Origin of the sequence: Myroides sp. WP-1, assembly GCF_014145635.1 — a bacterium.
GTDB lineage: Bacteria > Bacteroidota > Bacteroidia > Flavobacteriales > Flavobacteriaceae > Flavobacterium.
This window is the reverse complement of record NZ_JACHTC010000002.1, coordinates 114,491-132,343: the sequence shown is the minus strand read 5'-3', so window position 1 is coordinate 132,343 and position 17,853 is coordinate 114,491. Positions and strand designations below refer to the sequence as shown.

General features: G+C 37.4%; 10 protein-coding genes. All 10 read right to left on the bottom strand.

Annotated elements, in window-relative coordinates:
• Positions 1–5: 5 nt before the first annotated feature.
• On the bottom strand, positions 6–7,370 hold the full coding sequence (sprA, locus tag H4K33_RS02255) for a cell surface protein SprA (RefSeq protein ID WP_182646887.1): 7,365 nt from the start codon (positions 7,368–7,370) through the stop codon (positions 6–8).
• A 3-nt stretch (positions 7,371–7,373) separates the two neighbouring features.
• On the bottom strand, positions 7,374–7,955 hold the full coding sequence (gene ruvA / locus H4K33_RS02250) for a Holliday junction branch migration protein RuvA (protein ID WP_182646886.1): 582 nt from the start codon (positions 7,953–7,955) through the stop codon (positions 7,374–7,376).
• A 91-nt stretch (positions 7,956–8,046) separates the two neighbouring features.
• A complete protein-coding gene (locus H4K33_RS02245) occupies positions 8,047–10,326 on the bottom strand; it encodes an NADP-dependent malic enzyme (protein ID WP_182646885.1) in 2,280 nt (759 codons plus the stop codon).
• 63 nt (positions 10,327–10,389) lie between these two features.
• Positions 10,390–11,313, bottom strand: a complete 924-nt coding sequence (gene queG / locus H4K33_RS02240; protein WP_182646884.1) for a tRNA epoxyqueuosine(34) reductase QueG — start codon at positions 11,311–11,313, stop codon at positions 10,390–10,392.
• 6 nt (positions 11,314–11,319) lie between these two features.
• Entirely contained in the window at positions 11,320–12,342 is a 1,023-nt protein-coding gene (gene ruvB / locus H4K33_RS02235) for a Holliday junction branch migration DNA helicase RuvB (RefSeq protein ID WP_182646883.1), read from the bottom strand.
• Positions 12,343–12,426: 84 nt separating this feature from the next.
• On the bottom strand, positions 12,427–14,223 hold the full coding sequence (locus H4K33_RS02230) for a cbb3-type cytochrome c oxidase subunit I (RefSeq protein WP_182646882.1): 1,797 nt from the start codon (positions 14,221–14,223) through the stop codon (positions 12,427–12,429).
• A gap of 27 nt (positions 14,224–14,250) precedes the next feature.
• A complete protein-coding gene (locus H4K33_RS02225; RefSeq protein WP_182646881.1) occupies positions 14,251–15,420 on the bottom strand; it encodes a cytochrome c oxidase subunit II in 1,170 nt (389 codons plus the stop codon).
• A 17-nt stretch (positions 15,421–15,437) separates the two neighbouring features.
• Positions 15,438–16,742 carry a quinol:cytochrome C oxidoreductase gene (locus tag H4K33_RS02220; protein ID WP_182646880.1) on the bottom strand — a complete coding sequence of 435 codons (1,305 nt, stop codon included), beginning with the start codon at positions 16,740–16,742 and terminating at the stop codon, positions 15,438–15,440.
• A 31-nt stretch (positions 16,743–16,773) separates the two neighbouring features.
• Entirely contained in the window at positions 16,774–17,322 is a 549-nt protein-coding gene (locus tag H4K33_RS02215) for a cytochrome c (protein ID WP_182646879.1), read from the bottom strand.
• A 7-nt stretch (positions 17,323–17,329) separates the two neighbouring features.
• Positions 17,330–17,851: a DUF3341 domain-containing protein gene (locus tag H4K33_RS02210; protein WP_182646878.1), complete on the bottom strand. Its 522-nt coding sequence runs from the start codon at positions 17,849–17,851 to the stop codon at positions 17,330–17,332.
• Between the last annotated feature and the right edge of the window lie 2 nt (positions 17,852–17,853).

Sequence of the window (17,853 nt, the reverse complement as noted above, 5' to 3'; positions counted from 1 at the left end):
TTCGACTAATTTCCAAAACTATATCGCATCGTTAATCCCGTGCGAATATTAGTTATCGGATACATTGTTGAAATCACGGCTTTCGAGAACGAATGATCGTAGAAGAATATAGCCGTTAAGTTCTTGCTCAACATGTAATCGGCAGTGATTAACAACTTCCACATATCTTGTCCTCCTCCTACTTGGTTGTTGTTATAATCCAAATAACGTACAATAGTTTCTCTTTGACTTAGGGTTAAATCGACCTTGATATTGATATCACTTTCAATACGTCCGCCCATTCCGTTATTTGCATACATGGAATTGAAACCTACATTCTTAATGCGATACCCCAGTCCAATCACGTAATCGTGCCCTATAGTCTCCGTCAATAAGTTGTTGTCAAAACTCAAGGCCAAGGTTCTATCTTTGCGAACTTCAGCTAAAATTTTAATCGCCGATTTTGTTTCCATATCAAAGCGAATCAACGGGTTGAATTGCTCTGTTAGAATTGCATTATTAACCACTGTTTTAGCTGGAAAATTTCCATATTGATTAATCTCATTAGGATTGGCTTGGTACTCAAAATTCGATGTGAACGAACCTAAAGCATACGTTGCCGTATAACCATGATGAAGAGAAAATCGTCTAAATTTATCCTTGATCCAAGGAATACGCATTAATCCTGTATAGCGCATCGTCCAGTTTGGCAATGGAATATCTCTAAACATACTAGTCGATACACTGCTGGCTCCTTTTCCTGTATAGGCTGCTAAAAATGCAGGCAATAACACTTCCTGATTGCCTTTGCTGTAACCAATGGGAAAGCCATCTGCATCAATGTTATTTGGATTGCTCAAATCGATTCCTCTTGCCGTTGCCAAACGATTAGCAATAGTCAAACGATTTTCTTTCATTTGCTCAAATGCTTCGGAGTATTCTAGTGAATTACTAGAAAATGCGCTTCCTAACATAATCGTCGAAATATTGAAATTCCCGTAATTATATGGCGATTGAGACAAGTATTCGTTATCGACAACCTGAAACTGTTCTGAATAGTTTTCTGACTTCATTCTTCGTCCCGTAACGTCGATAGTCAAATCAGGAATAGGACTTAAACTAGCTGTAAAATTCAGCGCTTTGTTTGTTACTTGAGTAAACTCTTGGTTAAACTCAGGGAAATCGGTTAGATATCCATTATTAGCTGCCTTATATCTCACATCAGACTGATCTCCAAACACAAATCCCATTGTTGGTTTTGCCGTTCCAAAGAATCCAACACTTGGCATATAACCTGGTAAAACTGTGCTGCTATTTTCTGAATAGTTAACTTGAACCGTTTTTAATGACGTCAATAAACCAACTGCAAAATCTTTCCATGCCGTACCCGCACCTTCTTTTTCATTTCCTTTGGTTTGTACCACTTTTTGCCCCGGAACAATCGCTGCTTTTTTCGCTGTTGTCTGTTTGTTTTTATTGCTCTTCACTAAACCAACATAGCGATATAGTGTTTCCATACTAAAGGTTGTATTCAGCTGTTGATTGCGTGAATTTTGAATTGTATTCCCTAAACTGTAGTTCATTCCTTCAAACTCAATTTCACTAAATGCATCAGAAGCACGTTGCCAATTATACGTTCCTGTATAAGCGTAAGTAGATCGAACAAAGGCTAAGAACGGTATTTTATTGATTGGCAAATCGTAGTTCAACGTTATTTGTTGCGTAAACTGATTCGGTTCTCCCGTATTGAAATAGTCATCCCAAATGGTGTTACTTTCAATAACATTATATTGGCTATCAAAGTAGTTTCGAACGATATTATTACTTCCTCCTACATAATTTAGACGCAGAGATTTGGTTAAATCAAAATTGAACCCATAGTTGTAATTGAAATAATAATTACGTCTATACAAGGGATCTAATCCGATTCCTTCTACATCAATTAAGCGATATTGCTGACGGTTGTATTGACGCATAATATTACTGCTAAACATAATGTTTGACGGTAAATAATTGAAGTTAAAATCCTTCAATACTTGCCAATATCTTCCCTTCATAAAGTTCACCTTTTTAAAAGGTTCTACAGGTTTTGTTTCAAAACTATAGGTGTACTCTAAAGACGAACGCGTTTGCTGATCGATCATAGACTCCACTTCAAAATCATGGTGAATTACTTCATTATACGAATGAGAAAGGGTAATATTTTCAATGTCGTATATTCTCTTTTTACTTTCTGGATTTTTCTGTTTGTTTACTCCAATAAAGTTGATACTTCTACGCTTGGTATAATCTGTAGCTCGTTTTTCAATTTCCTCTGCTATTGCCGAAGAAGGAGAAACTGATTTCATTGTTTTCAACTTGACATCTGGGTTGGCAGGGTCAAATTCTGGCACAATAAACTCTTCACTAATCGCATAGTTGAACGGTAGATTAATTCTCCAATCTTTAGGAAGTAATTGTCCTAAATTGACATTTGTTACAATACTGTACGATTTAAACTCTTCTTTACTTCGTTGGTTAGGTCCTTGTTCCAAACCACCAAATCCGATGGTTCGCTTCATTCCCGTTGCGGAGATATTGGCAAAGTCGGCGATATTGGCATCCATACTCAAGGTAGCTGCCCATCCTCCTTTGTTATCCATATCGGACATTCTCAATTCATCAAACCAGAATTCTCCAGCTAAATCACCTGTAGCCCCAACGCGATCCAAATCATTTCGCAATCCAATCATGATCACGCGAACGTTTCCAAAGTTTGGATTCCCCTTAATACCATAGCGCAATTTATTTGGACGCGAAGCTCCACTTGACAATTCTTCTTCTTCCTTGAAGAAGATATCAGTTAATCTTTCTTGATTTCCTACTTCATTCATGAATAGCACTTTCAACTTCGTCAAAAGTTCTAATCTCAATTCTAATTCATTCGCTTCTGGCCAAATCAAATCGGGGTTTGATTCACCTAAGTTGGTTACTTTTAATGGGATTTCAATCTGATAGAAGTTATCTGTAATATCTGTTCCCAATCGAATAAAGGCTACCATTTCGTCATCTCTCAAACGAACTGCACTATTTTCAAGTGCTTCCGCGTGGATAAACATTCTCAGTTTATTGTAACGACGAAGGTCTAAATTAAAGTTTTTATACACTCCTCTTGAGTCACCTGGTGCTAATCCGTCTGGTGTTTTTCCTGGTTCAACAGGATATACTTTTAGCGATAACGATTGCTCATTTTGAGCGACTACTGTATTGTTTACGTAATACTGTTCGCGTTTCACTCCTGGAGGTACAACATAGGGTATAGGTTTTCTATCATAGTTATCCTGAACTCCCACTGAAGTAACATCAAATCCTGTATTCGGTCTTAATGGCATCGGGTTATTATCCTTGTCATTTTGCAAACTTGCATTGTATCTTCTCCAGTCAGAACGCACTAAATCTAAACTTCCAAAACGCAAGGTCACGTCGCTTTCAAATCCTGTTAAATACATACGCATAAAACGCATGGATCTAAAATCGTCGATCATTCCGATTTTTTTACCATTCTCGTCAATCGGAATTTTGTATTGTACCCAACGTACAGGTGTAACTGATCCATCTGCTAGCTGCGCTGTAGTATTTCGAATATCGGTTACATAGTTTTCACCAACCTCTGGGTTAGGTTTAATTTTTACGGCATATTCAAAATAAGCATCGATGGTATTCATGGTATTGTCACCATCAATATCTTCTGCATCGGGTTGATTATTTCCTCCTCTTGTTCCAGAAGCAGGTGAATTTCCTTCTAATCCATTGTAATCTTTATAGCGTTCTAAGATTCCCCCTTCAGCGTCTAAGTAGTGTACAAAATTATCTGCTGCTGGATCAGGGAAACCAGCAAAATCTTTAAATTTTATTTTTTCGTCTTCATCGCCTAATCCGTCCAATCCGACGTCTTGTAAACGTCTACTTTCCGAATTGACATCAAAGGCGTAAATTAGAGATGGCGCAGCAGGCACTTTCCCCCAAATCGTTTCAATTGTGGCAACCGTACTTCCAACTCCTGGCAAACCGTTTTCATATTGTTTGTATCCATCGCGCAAGATATCCTCAGAAATAAATCCAAAGTTCAAGCGAAGTTCACCATCATTTCGCTGGTTAATCACGTCATTTGAACGACCTACATAAGGATCTAACACCCAAAATTCAACAAATTCTATATTAGCTTGTTCAAAGTTGGTTGTTGCCAAACCTCTCATTACACCTCCCCAGTTTTTACGTGGAGTTTTAGATTTCAATCCTTGTAAAAACTCTGGGTTAAAGTTGTATGGTCCTCGTTCTTCTGGATAGTATGTCATATCCAAGGTAGTGATTACTCTACTTTCTCCGTAAGCAATGTCTTTGGTTGCAAATAACTCTTCACTGTAAATACGTCTCGTTCTATTAGACGACATATCGCGATCTCCAACACCAGATGGTTTTGCTCCTACATAAAACGTAGGATCAATTGTATACCAAGATAGTTTTCCTCTTCGGAATCCATCCTCTAATGATTGTGGTAATTGATTGGGATCTTCATATGTATTGCTATCTTTTTTAAAGAAGCCAACAGGTGTACTCGACAATTTCCAAGCCAAAGGAGATCGAATATCAATACGCGATTGCGCCCCTTCAAAGTCATCAATATAAACCGTAGCTTCTCCATTCATTTGATCGTTCTTCGATGCATCTGGCTGTAAGTAGGCAAATTCACCTCGAAGCGAAATTCTCGATTCAACATCAGTATCAATATTGGGTAACTTATTCACCATTCTGGTTAAGAAGGGCACTTCTGTCGAGTACTGCATATTGAATCCCCAAATGGTATTGTTTACAGATTCTTGTCCGTAAACCGTTTTATGCGTCATTGGTTTTTCCGATAGACGTAAAAATGTACCGCCAATTTTAAAGTCTTTACTAAATTGGTGATCGATGTTTAATCCGAAAAAGCGCTTGGTTTGTTGACCAAACATGGTATTGTTTTCAACTGAAATATTAATAGGTGTATTAGACGCCAACAAAGCTTCATCTAAGATCATTACACGGCCACCAGTATAGTCAACAGTATAATCTACTCCTTCTGTCAACACGCGACCACCTGCATTAACTATTACAGATCCTGGCGCAATATTAAATGCTCCGATTGGAATTCCCTGTCCACTTACACTCGAATATTTTCCTTTTAATTGGAATTTATTCTTGCTACTTTGATTGCGGATTGCAGATGATTTTGTATTAGCATATAGTTCTCTAAACACATATTTCTTTTGGTTGCTGTTGTAGCTGGCTTGTGTTTCATAATCTTCCTCTACTTTGCCTTTCAATTTGTCGAAAAGATATGAACCAAATGGTTCGACAGTAGTAAAGATAATACGACCATTTACAGCGTCAATAGTAATACCATCAAAGGTATTGCTGTTGTACTGATTTTGGTTGGAGTTATTTCCATAGCCGCCATAGCCACTATTTCCACCATATCCTCCGTTATTGTTATTGTTAAAACTTCCCGTATTGGGATCTAGTCCATTTGCTGCGCTTCCTTGTGGCAGGTAATCGAAAAATCCATCTCCTCCATTTTGTGGGTTATTGGATGAATCTAAACGGTCTAAATGAAATACTTTTAATAATGGAGTACGCTCTACTCCTTCTGGAAGAGGGGTATCTCCTGCTTGACTAATATAGTTGAGTGGACTCGGATCTGTATAAAGAAGATTGAAGCGAAACTTATCTTGCGAAATATTCATTGCATTTGGAATCTGATAGATATTCTTCATCATCAAATTCCAAACAGGTGCGCTCGTTAAGGTTAACGAACTCTTCAACATTTTTACGACAAGCGCTTGTGCCAAGGGCACTGTCGCATCTGGATCTGTTTGCCCTGGTATATTTGTATCAACGTTTGAGCTTCCACCGTCTGTACCAAATTCTCCTACTTGATATACTTTATCTCCAATTGTATATTGGAACGCTACGGCTAATACCTCGTCATTAGACAAGCGTTGTTGTAGGGAGATATATCCCAATTGAGGGTGAAAGGTAAACTCATTAGGACTTAATTTTCTCGCACTTTCTAGACGAGCATAATCTAACCCTTCTTGCACATTATTTGTAAAACCACTTCCGCCAATTCCTGAGGTACGAATTGCTTGAGTCAAATAGTTACTTCCTATTTTTCCTGGATCATATTGGTTATTCTTGTTATCTACTGGCGCATCAATTGTTTTATTCAATACAAAAGCAGCAGGATCTACACGAGGTGAGAAAATCATTTCAGGTTTTACATTGCGCAAAAAACCTTCTCCAAGATCTTGGATGGCCACAATATTTCGCAAATTGTTATTGGTCTGACTCACTCGGTTATAGCGGTTGGTTACCCAAACTTCCACACGAGTAATTCTCACCCTAGAGTTAACGTAAGGATAATTTTTCAGCGCTTCGTCATACTTACTTCTAAAGTATTGAGATAAGAAGAAATGTCGATCCTCATCGTAATCCAACGCGTACATTTCGAAATCTTCCAACATCCCGCCACCTTCTGCATTGACAGAAGTTGTTTGAGATTTTTGTTCAGAAAAGATTCCCGTAATTGTAGTTTTACCAAATTTCAATTCCGTTTTTACTCCAAATAAACTTTGAGCACCACGAATTAACGATCCACTGATTGGCATACTTACGTTCCCTACTTCTACTTTCTGAACAATATCATCTTCGTCTGGGCTGTATTCTAACTTCATGATATTTTGAAAGTCAAAACTCGCTTGCGTATCATAATTAGCGTTCACTGCTAAGCGCGTTCCAACCATTCCTTGTAATCCCATACTGATTCGCTGGTCGAAATCAAAAGTTGTTGACTTTCTATTTCGGCTAGACATCAATGGATTTTCTTGTTTAGTATGGCGAATTCCCATATCAAACTCAACAGATCCTGTAGGTTTTACATCAATTTCATTTGATCCGAAGATCCCAGAAAACAATTTAGAATTCACGTAATAACGCGGCAACATATCTCGTTGCGCTTGTTCATCCTCTAAGGTTCCGTTAACGGCATTGAATTTTTGTGAAAAATAGCGACGCATTTCTGCACGCATCAGTATTTTCTCGTATTCTTTACGAGAAAGAATAAGAGGTAAACTCAGGTTATAATCGCCCACTACTTTAGCGTAGTAATATTGATCCGTTAGAGGATCATAGCGATAAGATTCCTTGATAATTTCGGGATCTGGTAATTCTACCTTACCAAAATCATAAGCAGGTTGTGCAATAGAATCATTCGGTTGATTCAATAGCGTATTTTGTGCGGCTCCAGGTAGAACACCACATAAAATAAAAAGTAAACACAACGCTAACTTTCGGTGAAAAACAAAGAAATCTCCCAAGACTTACAATTTTTTTAATGCTTGTTTAATAATATCTTCAACAGAAGCTTCTGGGTTAGCTTTCAAAATAGCATCCACCACTTTTTCAGCTGTTTTGCGTACAAAACCAAGTACCTCTAAAGCAGATAACGCTTCATCGGCATTTGTATTGTTAATTGTTGGCAAAACTTCATCAATATTATAAAGTTTCAGTACTTTTTCTTGCAAGTCGAGAATAATTCGCTGTGCTGTTTTTGCACCAATCCCTTTGATACGCTGAATGCCCTTTGCATCAGCATTGGCAATCATTTGCAATAATTCTTTGGGTGTTGTAGAAGATAAGATATTACGGGCGGTATTACCACCAACTCCAGATACGGAGATAAGAAGTTTAAATAGCTCGCGCTCTACTTTATCAATAAATCCGAATAAGGTATGCGCGTCCTCTTTAATTTGTAGAAAAGTATACAACTTTAGGCTTTCAGCATTCCCTATAAGCGAATATGTATACAGTGATATATTTATTTGATACCCTACCCCGTGGCAATCCACAATTACTTCGGTAGGTGTTTTTTCAATTAATCTTCCTTGAATCTGCGCAATCATACTATCTAATTTTCATCAAAAATAGTAAATAATTTTAACTATTTACTAACATAATGATTGGCAAACCAAGGAAGATTTTTATTTTGGTTTTTTATTTTTTCTTGCGGCTCTCTCTTACTTGAGCATCTACCACAGCAACAGCTGTCATATTGACCATTTCATCAACACTAGCACCTAATTGAAAGATGTGAACAGCTTTTTCAAGACCCATAATAATTGGACCAATTGAAGTAGCTTTATTCAATTCTTTCAACATTTTATACGTAATGTTAGCTGAATCTAAGTTTGGAAAAACAAGTGTATTTACCTTTTTATTCACAAGTTTAGAGAATGGAAATTTAGACTTTAGCATGTCATTATTCAACGCAAAGTCCATTTGAATTTCACCATCCACTACCATTTCAGGATAGTTTTCGTGTAAGATTTTCACAGCTTCTTTCACTTTTGTTGGTGAAGCGTGTTCTGCTGAACCAAAGTTGGTGTAAGACAACATGGCGATTACAGGATCTAATCCGAACATTTTCACTGTTTTCTCAACCATAGTGACAATTTTTGCTAATTCTTCCGCCGTTGGATTCGGATTAATGGCTGTATCTGCTAAAAACATAGGACCTCTTTTGGTCATCATCAAGTTAGCTGTAGCAATCTTATCTACTCCTTGTGCACGTGGAATTAACTCTAAAATTGGTTTTACCACTGTTGGATAGCTACGAGAATATCCCGTTACCAAAACATCTGCTTGTCCGGTATTAACCAACATCGCAGCAAAATAATTGCGTTCGCGCATTAATTTTGACGCTTCATATTGCGTAATTCCTTTGCGCTGTCTTGTTTTCCAGTATAAATCGGCAAATGTTGCTCTTCTTTCTTTCTCAATATCGGCTTTAGGATCGATAATCTCGACATCTGCATGAAACTCAATCTCTTTTTTCAATTCTAAGATGGTTTCTTTATCACCTAATAAAATTGGAATAGCAATTCCTTCTTCGTACGCAATTTGAGCTGCTTTTAGCACATCTAAATGATCTGCTTCTGCATACACTACGCGTTTGGCATCAATTTTAGCTCTATTGAACAACATACGAACCAACTTATTGTCAGATCCCATGCGTTCTTCTAGCTCTTGCTTGTATTTATCCCAATCTGTAATCGGCGCTTCTGCAAGTCCAGACTCCATGGCTGCTTTTGCTACCGCTGGTGGAACAACAGCGATCAAACGAGGATCAAACGGTTTTGGAATGATATACTCACGTCCAAAACTCAATTTTGTTTCTCCATAAGCGATATTAACTTGTTCTGGCACTGGTTCTTTTGCTAATTTAGCTAAAGCAACAACTGCAGCCATCTTCATTTCTTCGTTAATTTTTGTTGAGCGAACATCTAAAGCTCCTCTGAAGATATAAGGGAATCCTAAAACGTTATTCACTTGATTCGGATAATCCGATCTCCCTGTAGCCATAATTACGTCTTTTCGGGTTTGAACCGCCAAGTTGTAATCAATTTCAGGTTTTGGATTAGCCATAGCAAATACGATTGGATTTTCTGCCATACCTAACAACATCTCTGGCGTAACAACGTCAGCTGTAGAAAGACCAATGAATACATCACTGCCTTTCATAGCATCTAGTAAAGAGATATCGTAATCAACTGCAAAGACGCGTTGCATATCCGAAATGCGATCATCGCTTTTCTTCAATACCCCCTTACTGTTGAACATTAAGATATTTTCTTGTTTTACACCAAATGCAACATATAAATTAGCACAAGCGATTGCCGCAGAACCTGCTCCAGAAACGACCATTTTCACTTCTTCGATTTTCTTTCCTGCTAATTCTAAAGCATTCAATAAAGCCGCAGCAGAGATAATAGCTGTTCCGTGTTGATCATCGTGCATCACTGGAATATTTAATTCCTCTTTTAATCTTCTTTCAATTTCAAAAGATTCTGGTGCCTTGATGTCTTCTAAGTTAATCCCTCCAAATGTAGGAGCAATATTTTTTACTGTCTCGATAAATTTATCGATGTCCGTTGTATCAACTTCGATATCGAAAACATCGATATCTGCAAAGATCTTAAACAACAGTCCTTTTCCTTCCATTACGGGTTTTGACGCTTCCGGACCGATATTTCCCAATCCTAAAACGGCTGTTCCGTTGGAGATAACAGCAACTAAGTTTCCTTTTGCTGTATATTTATAAACGTTATTTACATCTTTTGCAATTTCTAAACATGGTTCAGCTACTCCTGGCGAATATGCCAGTGCTAAATCTCTTTGAGAAGAATATTTTTTTGTAGGTACTACTTGAATTTTTCCAGGTGTTGGTTTTGCGTGATATAACAACGCTTCCCTACGTAAGCTTTCTTTATTCATAAAAATACTTTTAACCGAATAAACAAAGTTACCTCTTTTTAAAGATAATTTAATGTTAGAATTTTATTCCTTTAAAAATTTAATATTCCGTACTAAACCCACATATTTAGTTCTTTTTACTGCAGATTTTTTAAAAATATCATTAAAAACCTCATTTGTAAGTTCTTCCCACTCTCTGTTTGAGTAGTTCATTAACGCCTCGTTAGGAGTAAATCGAGGTTCGTTGTGAGGCTTGGCAAAGCGATTCCATGGGCAAACGTCTTGACAGACGTCACAACCATACATCCAATTATCAAATTGTCCTGCTAAATCGGTTGGAATATCGTCTTTTAATTCAATGGTAAAATACGAAATACACTTAGATCCATTGACGATATAAGCGCTTTCTATTGCTCCTGTAGGACAAGCATCTATGCATCGGGTACACTTACCACAGTGATCGGTTGTAGCTCCGTCAGATTCGAGTTCTAAATCGATAATTAGTTCAGCAATAAAGAAGAAAGACCCTACTTGTTTAGAGATGAGATTGCTGTTCTTTCCAACCCATCCTAATCCACTTTTTGCTGCCCAAGCCTTATCCAAAACAGGAGCTGAATCAACAAAAGCACGTCCATCGACTTCTCCTATATTTTCATGGATAAAATGCAGGAGTTCTTTTAGTTTATCCTTAACTACATAGTGATAGTCTTCACCATAGGCATATTTTGAAATTTTATATGCTCCTTGTGTTTGGTGGTGTTCGGGATAATAATTAAACAAGAGCGAGACTACACTCTTTGCTCCTTCTACTAGTAAGGTTGGATCTAAGCGTTTGTCGAAATGATTTTCCATGTATTGCATGCTTCCATGCATATTACCTTTGAGCCATTGCTCCAAACGAGGTGCTTCTTCTTCGAGAAAACCGGCTTTGGATATACCACAAGACATAAACCCCAAACGCTTGGCTTCGGCTTTGATCAGCTCGGCATAGTGGGATTTTTTATCCATAATTTTCTATAAATCAAATAATCCGCCCACGGATTTCGATCGTCCAAGATGTTTAAAAGCTAGCTCAGTGGCTTCACGCCCTCTAGGCGTACGAATAATAAAACCTTCTTGAATCAGGTAAGGTTCATACACTTCTTCAAGTGTTTCTGCATTTTCGGACACAGCTGTTGCTAAAGTAGACAATCCTACAGGTCCGCCTTTAAATTTGTCAATAATAGTAGAGAGGATCTTATTATCCATTTCATCCAACCCTCTAGCGTCTACATTAAGCGCATTTAAGGCATATTTAGAGATTGCTATATCAATACTACCATTTCCCTTAATTTGTGCGAAATCGCGAACCCTACGCAGTAATGCATTCGCAATACGTGGAGTTCCTCTACTTCTCCCGGCAATTTCGATGGCTGCTTCGAGATCAATAGGTACATTGAGAATAGAAGCGCTGCGTTCTATAATTGTTGCGAGTAGTTCTTTAGAATAATATTGCAAACGACTTTGGATACCAAAACGCGCACGCATAGGAGCTGTAAGCAAACCTGAGCGCGTGGTTGCCCCTACCAAAGTAAATGGATTCAGGTGAATTTGAACTGAGCGTGCGTTAGGTCCCGATTCGATCATAATATCGATTTTAAAGTCTTCCATTGCCGAGTACAAATATTCCTCCACAATAGGACTTAATCGGTGTATTTCGTCAATAAACAACACATCTCTTTCTTCCAAATTAGTCAAGAGTCCTGCTAAATCACCTGGTTTATCCAACACAGGTCCTGAAGTAATTTTAATTCCCACGTTTAACTCATTGGCTAAGATATTTGCCAATGTAGTTTTTCCCAATCCTGGAGGTCCGTGAAACAACGCATGATCAAGCGCTTCACCGCGTTGATTTGCAGCAGCCACGAAAACTTTAAGGTTTTCCAAAACACTATCTTGCCCTGCAAAATCGTCAAAGGACAGGGGTCTTAGTCTTTTTTCAACGTCAAATTCCTCTTGGTTGAAATGTTTGGTCGTAGGATCTAAATGTTCATTCATAAAACAAAGATAAATCAAAAAATGGGATACAAAAAAACGCCATTCAAATTTGAATGGCGTTTTTGTATTTATACTAAAATAATCTTAGTGGTGTAATTGCTCCTCACCTTCCATATAAGGCATAGTTTGAGGTGCGTAATCTTCTGGTAATCCAGGTTTACTGTAGTCATAGGGCCATCTGTAAACAACTGGTAATTCACCAGGCCAGTTTCCGTGGATGTGCTCTACTGGAGTAGTCCACTCTAAACTGTTTGATCTCCAAGGGTTTTGAGGCGCTTTCTTACCGTAGAAAATACTAACGAAGAAGTTCCATAAGAATACCAATTGGAAAGCCGAACCTACTAAAGCAAACACTGTAATTAATACGTTCACATCATAGAACTCGTCAAATAATGGGAAAGCAGTGTTAGAGTAGTAACGACGAGGTAGACCAGCTAATCCGATGAAGTGCATTGGGAAGAATACTCCGTACGCACAAACAGCAGTTACCCAGAAGTGAATATAACCTAAGTTTTTATTCATCATTCTACCGAACATTTTAGGGAACCAGTGGTAAATACCAGCAAACATTCCGTAAAGAGCAGAAATACCCATTACTAAGTGGAAGTGAGCGATAACGAAATACGTATCGTGTACGTTGATATCTAATGTTGAATCTCCTAAGATAATCCCTGTTAAACCTCCTGTGATGAATGTCGAAACGAATCCAATACAGAACAACATTGCAGGGTTCATTTGAATATTACCAGACCAAATAGTCGTAATGTAGTTAAATGCTTTTACTGCAGAAGGGATTGCGATCAATAAGGTTGTGAATGTAAACACAGATCCTAAGAATGGGTTCATACCTGAAACGAACATGTGGTGACCCCAAACGATTGTTGATAAGAAAGCAATACCTAAAATTGAAGCAATCATTGCACGGTAACCGAAGATTGGTTTACGAGCAGAAGTTGCGATAATTTCTGATGTAATACCCATTGCTGGTAAGATTACGATATATACTTCAGGGTGACCTAAGAACCAGAATAAGTGTTCGTATAATACTGGAGATCCACCTTGGTAGTGTAAAACTTCTCCAGCTAAATAAATATCTGATAAGAAGAATGAAGTACCGAAGCTTCTATCGAAAATCAATAATAAAGCAGCTGATAAAAGAACTGGGAAAGATACGATACCGATAATAGCAGTAACGAATAAAGCCCAAACTGTCAATGGCATTCTAGTCATTGTCATTCCTTTTGTTCTCAAGTTCACTACAGTTGCCACGTAGTTTAATGAACCCATTGTAGAAGAAACGATGAAGATAGCCATAGAGATTAACCAAAGTGTCATCCCCATACCTGATCCTGGGATTGCTTGTGGCAATGCACTTAATGGAGGGTAAATAGTCCATCCAGAAGAAGCAGGTCCACCTTCTACGAATAATGAGATAACCATTAATACTGCAGAAACAAAGAAGAACCAGTATGATAACATGTTCATAAATCCTGAAGCCATATCACGTGCTCCAATTTGCAAAGGAATAAGTAAGTTCGAGAACGTACCACTTAAACCTGCTGTCAATACGAAGAATACCATAATTGTTCCGTGCATGGTAACCAAAGCAAGGTAGATATCATTTCGCATTACTCCATCAGGAGCCATTTTATCACCTAATAACCATTTGAATACTTGAAAAGATTCTTCTGGCCACGCGATTTGCATTCTAAATAAAAGGGACATTACAATCCCAATGATTCCCATAATGATACCTGTAATCAAGTATTGTTTGGCAATCATCTTATGATCTAAACTAAATACGTATTTAGTAAAGAAATTTCCTTTATCGTGATGATCGTGATCGTGATCATTAATTATTTCGTGTCCTATTGCTGACATAGTATAAGTTTTAATTTAATACGTGAATTATTGTACTACTTGAGCGATAGCTTCAGTTTCTACTGCCTCTGTAACAACTTCTGTTTCAGCAGGAGCAGTAACTTCTTCTTCTTTAGCACCATTTTCAGCAGCTACTTGTTCTGCTAAAGTTGGCAACTCTTTTAACCAAGCTTTAAATTCTTCTTCTTTAGTCACTACAACTTTAATTTGCATGTTATAGTGAGAAGCTCCACAAATTTTATTACATAATAGTAAGTAATCAAATGTATATGGATCTAAAGGCTCATGTCCTTCAGCAACTAATTTTTGGCTTCTTTCCGCTCTAATATTATTAATATTATTCACTTTGCTAACAATTCCTTCACGAGTTCTCATGTCTTCAGTTGTAACGCTAGGTACAAAAGCAAATTGAGTAACCATACCAGGTACACAGTTCATCTGTGCTCTAAAGTGAGGTAAATAAGCTGAGTGTAAAACGTCTTGCGATCTAAATTTTAAAACAACTTTCTTTCCAACTGGTAAGTGAAGTTCTTTTGCCATTTTATCGTCTTGCGCGTTAGGGTCAGACATATCCACACCAACTACGTTTACACCTTTGATGAAACGTACGTTCGCTTTTCCTAATGTATTGTCTTCACCAGAATAACGAACGTCCCATGCAAATTGTTTTGCATAAACTTCGATGTTGATCACTTCTTCTTCTTCGTCCACAAACATGATATCATTCCAAGCGAATAAACCATAAAGGATTAAACCTGTTAATGTAATTGTTGGGATGATTGTCCAAGCTGCTTCTAACTTATCATTATCAGAGAAGTATCTTGCTTTTCTTCCTTTTACTCCACGTCCTTTGAAAGCGAAGTAGTGTAATAAGAATTGAGTTACAATCTGAACAAAGAAAATTAATCCCATTGAAATCCACATCAGGTTATCAACTGTATTTCCGTGTTCTGATGCAGAATCACTCATTAAAGGGAACTTCCCATATTCTACTAAACAGAATATTGTGAAGATGTAGATAAAAGCTAAGAATGCAAAAACAATATAACCATGTATGTTATTGTCTTTCTCGTTAGCTACTTGAGATGCATAGTCACTAGGACCTGATCCTACTTGCGTTAGATCAAATATCTTCGTTAACTGCCAAATTGCAATTCCCAATAATACAACTATCGCTACTATTAATAAACTAGTCATTGGTTTATTTTTAATTATTAATAATGAAAATGTTTACTTTCCTCAATTAGCGGGTTGTTCTTAGCTAATAATGGAGCTTTAGAAATTGCTGTAAATCCAACATAGATAAATAATCCGATGAAGAACATTAACGCTGCAATTTCAGGAACACCGATAAACCAAGATCCACCAACTGTACCAGGACTGATCATAATAAAGAAGTCTAAATAGTGACCTACGATAATACAAGTACCAGCCATAACTACAATCCAAGATAAACGTTTGAAATCTGTGTTGATTAACAATAATAATGGCAACACAAAGTTCAACAATAACATTCCGAAGAATGGTAAGTTATACTCTTGAATTCTGAAGATAAAGTAAGTAACCTCTTCTGGAATGTTAGAGTACCACTGTAACATAAATTGTGAGAACCAAAGATAAGTCCAGAAAATACTTAAACCAAACATAAATTTAGCTAAATCGTGAATGTGACTTGTGTTCACAAATTCTAGATAACCTTTGCTTTTCAGGTACAAAGTAGAGAATGCGATTGTAGTAATACCAGTTACAAAGAAACTAGCGAAAACATACCATCCGAACAATGTACTATACCAGTGTGTATCAATAGACATGATCCAGTCCCAAGAAGCCATAGATTCAGTAACAATAAAGAAAGCTAAGAAACCAGCAGATGCTTTGAACATTTTCTTGTGGAAAGTTAAGTCACCTGTTTCGTCTAATTTTAATGATTGCTTTCTCATATAGATTCTATATAAGTTCCAACCACCTAAGAAGATGATAGCTCTTATAAAGAAGAAAGGAATATTTAAATATCCTGTTTTCCCTTGAATTAACGCATCGTGTTCTACTACGGCAGGATCCATCCAAATAAATAGGTGGTTACCTCCAGCAGCACTAGCGATTAACAACAAGAAGAAAATAATAGAACCTGGCAATAAGTAAGCCGTTAGTCCTTCCATAACGCGGAAAAGAACTGGCGACCAACCTGCTGCTGCTGCGTAATTGATCCCGTAAAAAGCAAGAATCCCTAAAGAAACAAGCATTACGAAAATACAAGCTACATATACAGCTGTCCAAGGTTTATTTTGCATCTGAGTTAACACATGCTCTAAATGTTTTTGGTGAGCGTCATGATCTGCATCTGACACTTCACTATGGTCCGCATGATGTCCACCATCATGGTGCGCTTGCTCATTTAAAATCTGCTCTACTTCAGCAGTCGTCTTTGGTGCACTGAAAAACCCATACGCGATCCCTATAATTCCAAGAGCCATAAGGATAAAGGCAAAGGTTTTCAAATTTTTTGATAATGTGTACATATCTAAACTTTCAACTAAGTTTTACAATTTATTATTCTGATTTCAATTTAAGCACATAATCAGTAACTAACCAACGCTCGTGTTGCGTTAATTGGTTTTTATGCGCCCCCATTGAATTCAAACCATAAGTAATAACGTGGTAGATACCTCCTTCAGTAAGTTCTCTATCGTGATAGTTTGGAACCCCTAAGAATTTTTCTCTTTTCACCAAGTTACCTTTTCCATCTCCTTTTGCACCGTGACAAACTGAGCAGTAAATTGCATACAACTCTTTACCTTTCTCTAAATCTTTTTCATCTGCAGTTAAAGGTGATTTTAAATGTAGTCTCGCTTCCGCTAAACCTTCTGGAGTATTTGGATACTCTTCTGGTTGAAATCCACGAGGTACAGATCCTTCTGCAGGAAGTTGTCCTTCCTTACCATTTTTGAAAACAGTAGTAGGAACTTCAGAATATGTTTCATATGCTACTGATTCGTACATATTTGGCATAAACTGATAGTTAGGACGCTCTTTGTTAAAACAAGACGTAGTCAAAACAGCTACACCCGCTAAAGTTACTATTTTATATATCGATTTCATGCTACTATTACTTTTCAATTACTTTAACTTCAACTGCTCCTGTACCTTTGAAGAATTCAATTGCAGTATCTTCGTCTCCTTTTAAAGCAACCTCCATTAAGAAATGGTCATCAGTTGTTCTTACATCAGGGTTCTCAGCCGATTTAAATGGCCATAATTTACTTCTAAAGAAGAAAGTAAGTACCATTAAGTGGGCAGAGAATAACACAGTCATCTCAAACATAATAGGCACAAAAGCAGGCATATTTTGGATAAAACTAAAGCTAGGCTTACCTCCAATGTCTTGTGGCCAATCAACAATCATAATGAAATACATCATGCTTGTTCCAAATGCTAAACCTACTAAACCGTATAAGAATGCACAAATAGCTAATCTAGTTGGTTTTAATCCCATCGCCTTGTCTAGTCCGTGAACTGGGAAAGGCGTGTATATCTCTTCAATGTGATGGTGAGCAGATCTTGTTTCTTTAACTGCATCTAACAACACATCATCATCATTGTATATTGCGTGAATAAACTTATTACTCATAA

Excerpts from the sequence above, each read along its gene's own strand:
- ruvA (WP_182646886.1), bottom strand. The coding sequence starts at position 7,955 with ATGATTGCGCAGATTCAAGGAAGATTAATTGAAAAAACACCTACCGAA.
- H4K33_RS02245 (WP_182646885.1), bottom strand. The coding sequence starts at position 10,326 with ATGAATAAAGAAAGCTTACGTAGGGAAGCGTTGTTATATCACGCAAAA.
- queG (WP_182646884.1), bottom strand. The coding sequence starts at position 11,313 with ATGGATAAAAAATCCCACTATGCCGAGCTGATCAAAGCCGAAGCCAAG.
- ruvB (WP_182646883.1), bottom strand. The coding sequence starts at position 12,342 with ATGAATGAACATTTAGATCCTACGACCAAACATTTCAACCAAGAGGAA.
- H4K33_RS02230 (WP_182646882.1), bottom strand. The coding sequence starts at position 14,223 with ATGTCAGCAATAGGACACGAAATAATTAATGATCACGATCACGATCAT.
- H4K33_RS02225 (WP_182646881.1), bottom strand. The coding sequence starts at position 15,420 with ATGACTAGTTTATTAATAGTAGCGATAGTTGTATTATTGGGAATTGCA.
- H4K33_RS02220 (WP_182646880.1), bottom strand. The coding sequence starts at position 16,742 with ATGTACACATTATCAAAAAATTTGAAAACCTTTGCCTTTATCCTTATG.
- H4K33_RS02215 (WP_182646879.1), bottom strand. The coding sequence starts at position 17,322 with ATGAAATCGATATATAAAATAGTAACTTTAGCGGGTGTAGCTGTTTTG.
- H4K33_RS02210 (WP_182646878.1), bottom strand. The coding sequence starts at position 17,851 with ATGAGTAATAAGTTTATTCACGCAATATACAATGATGATGATGTGTTG.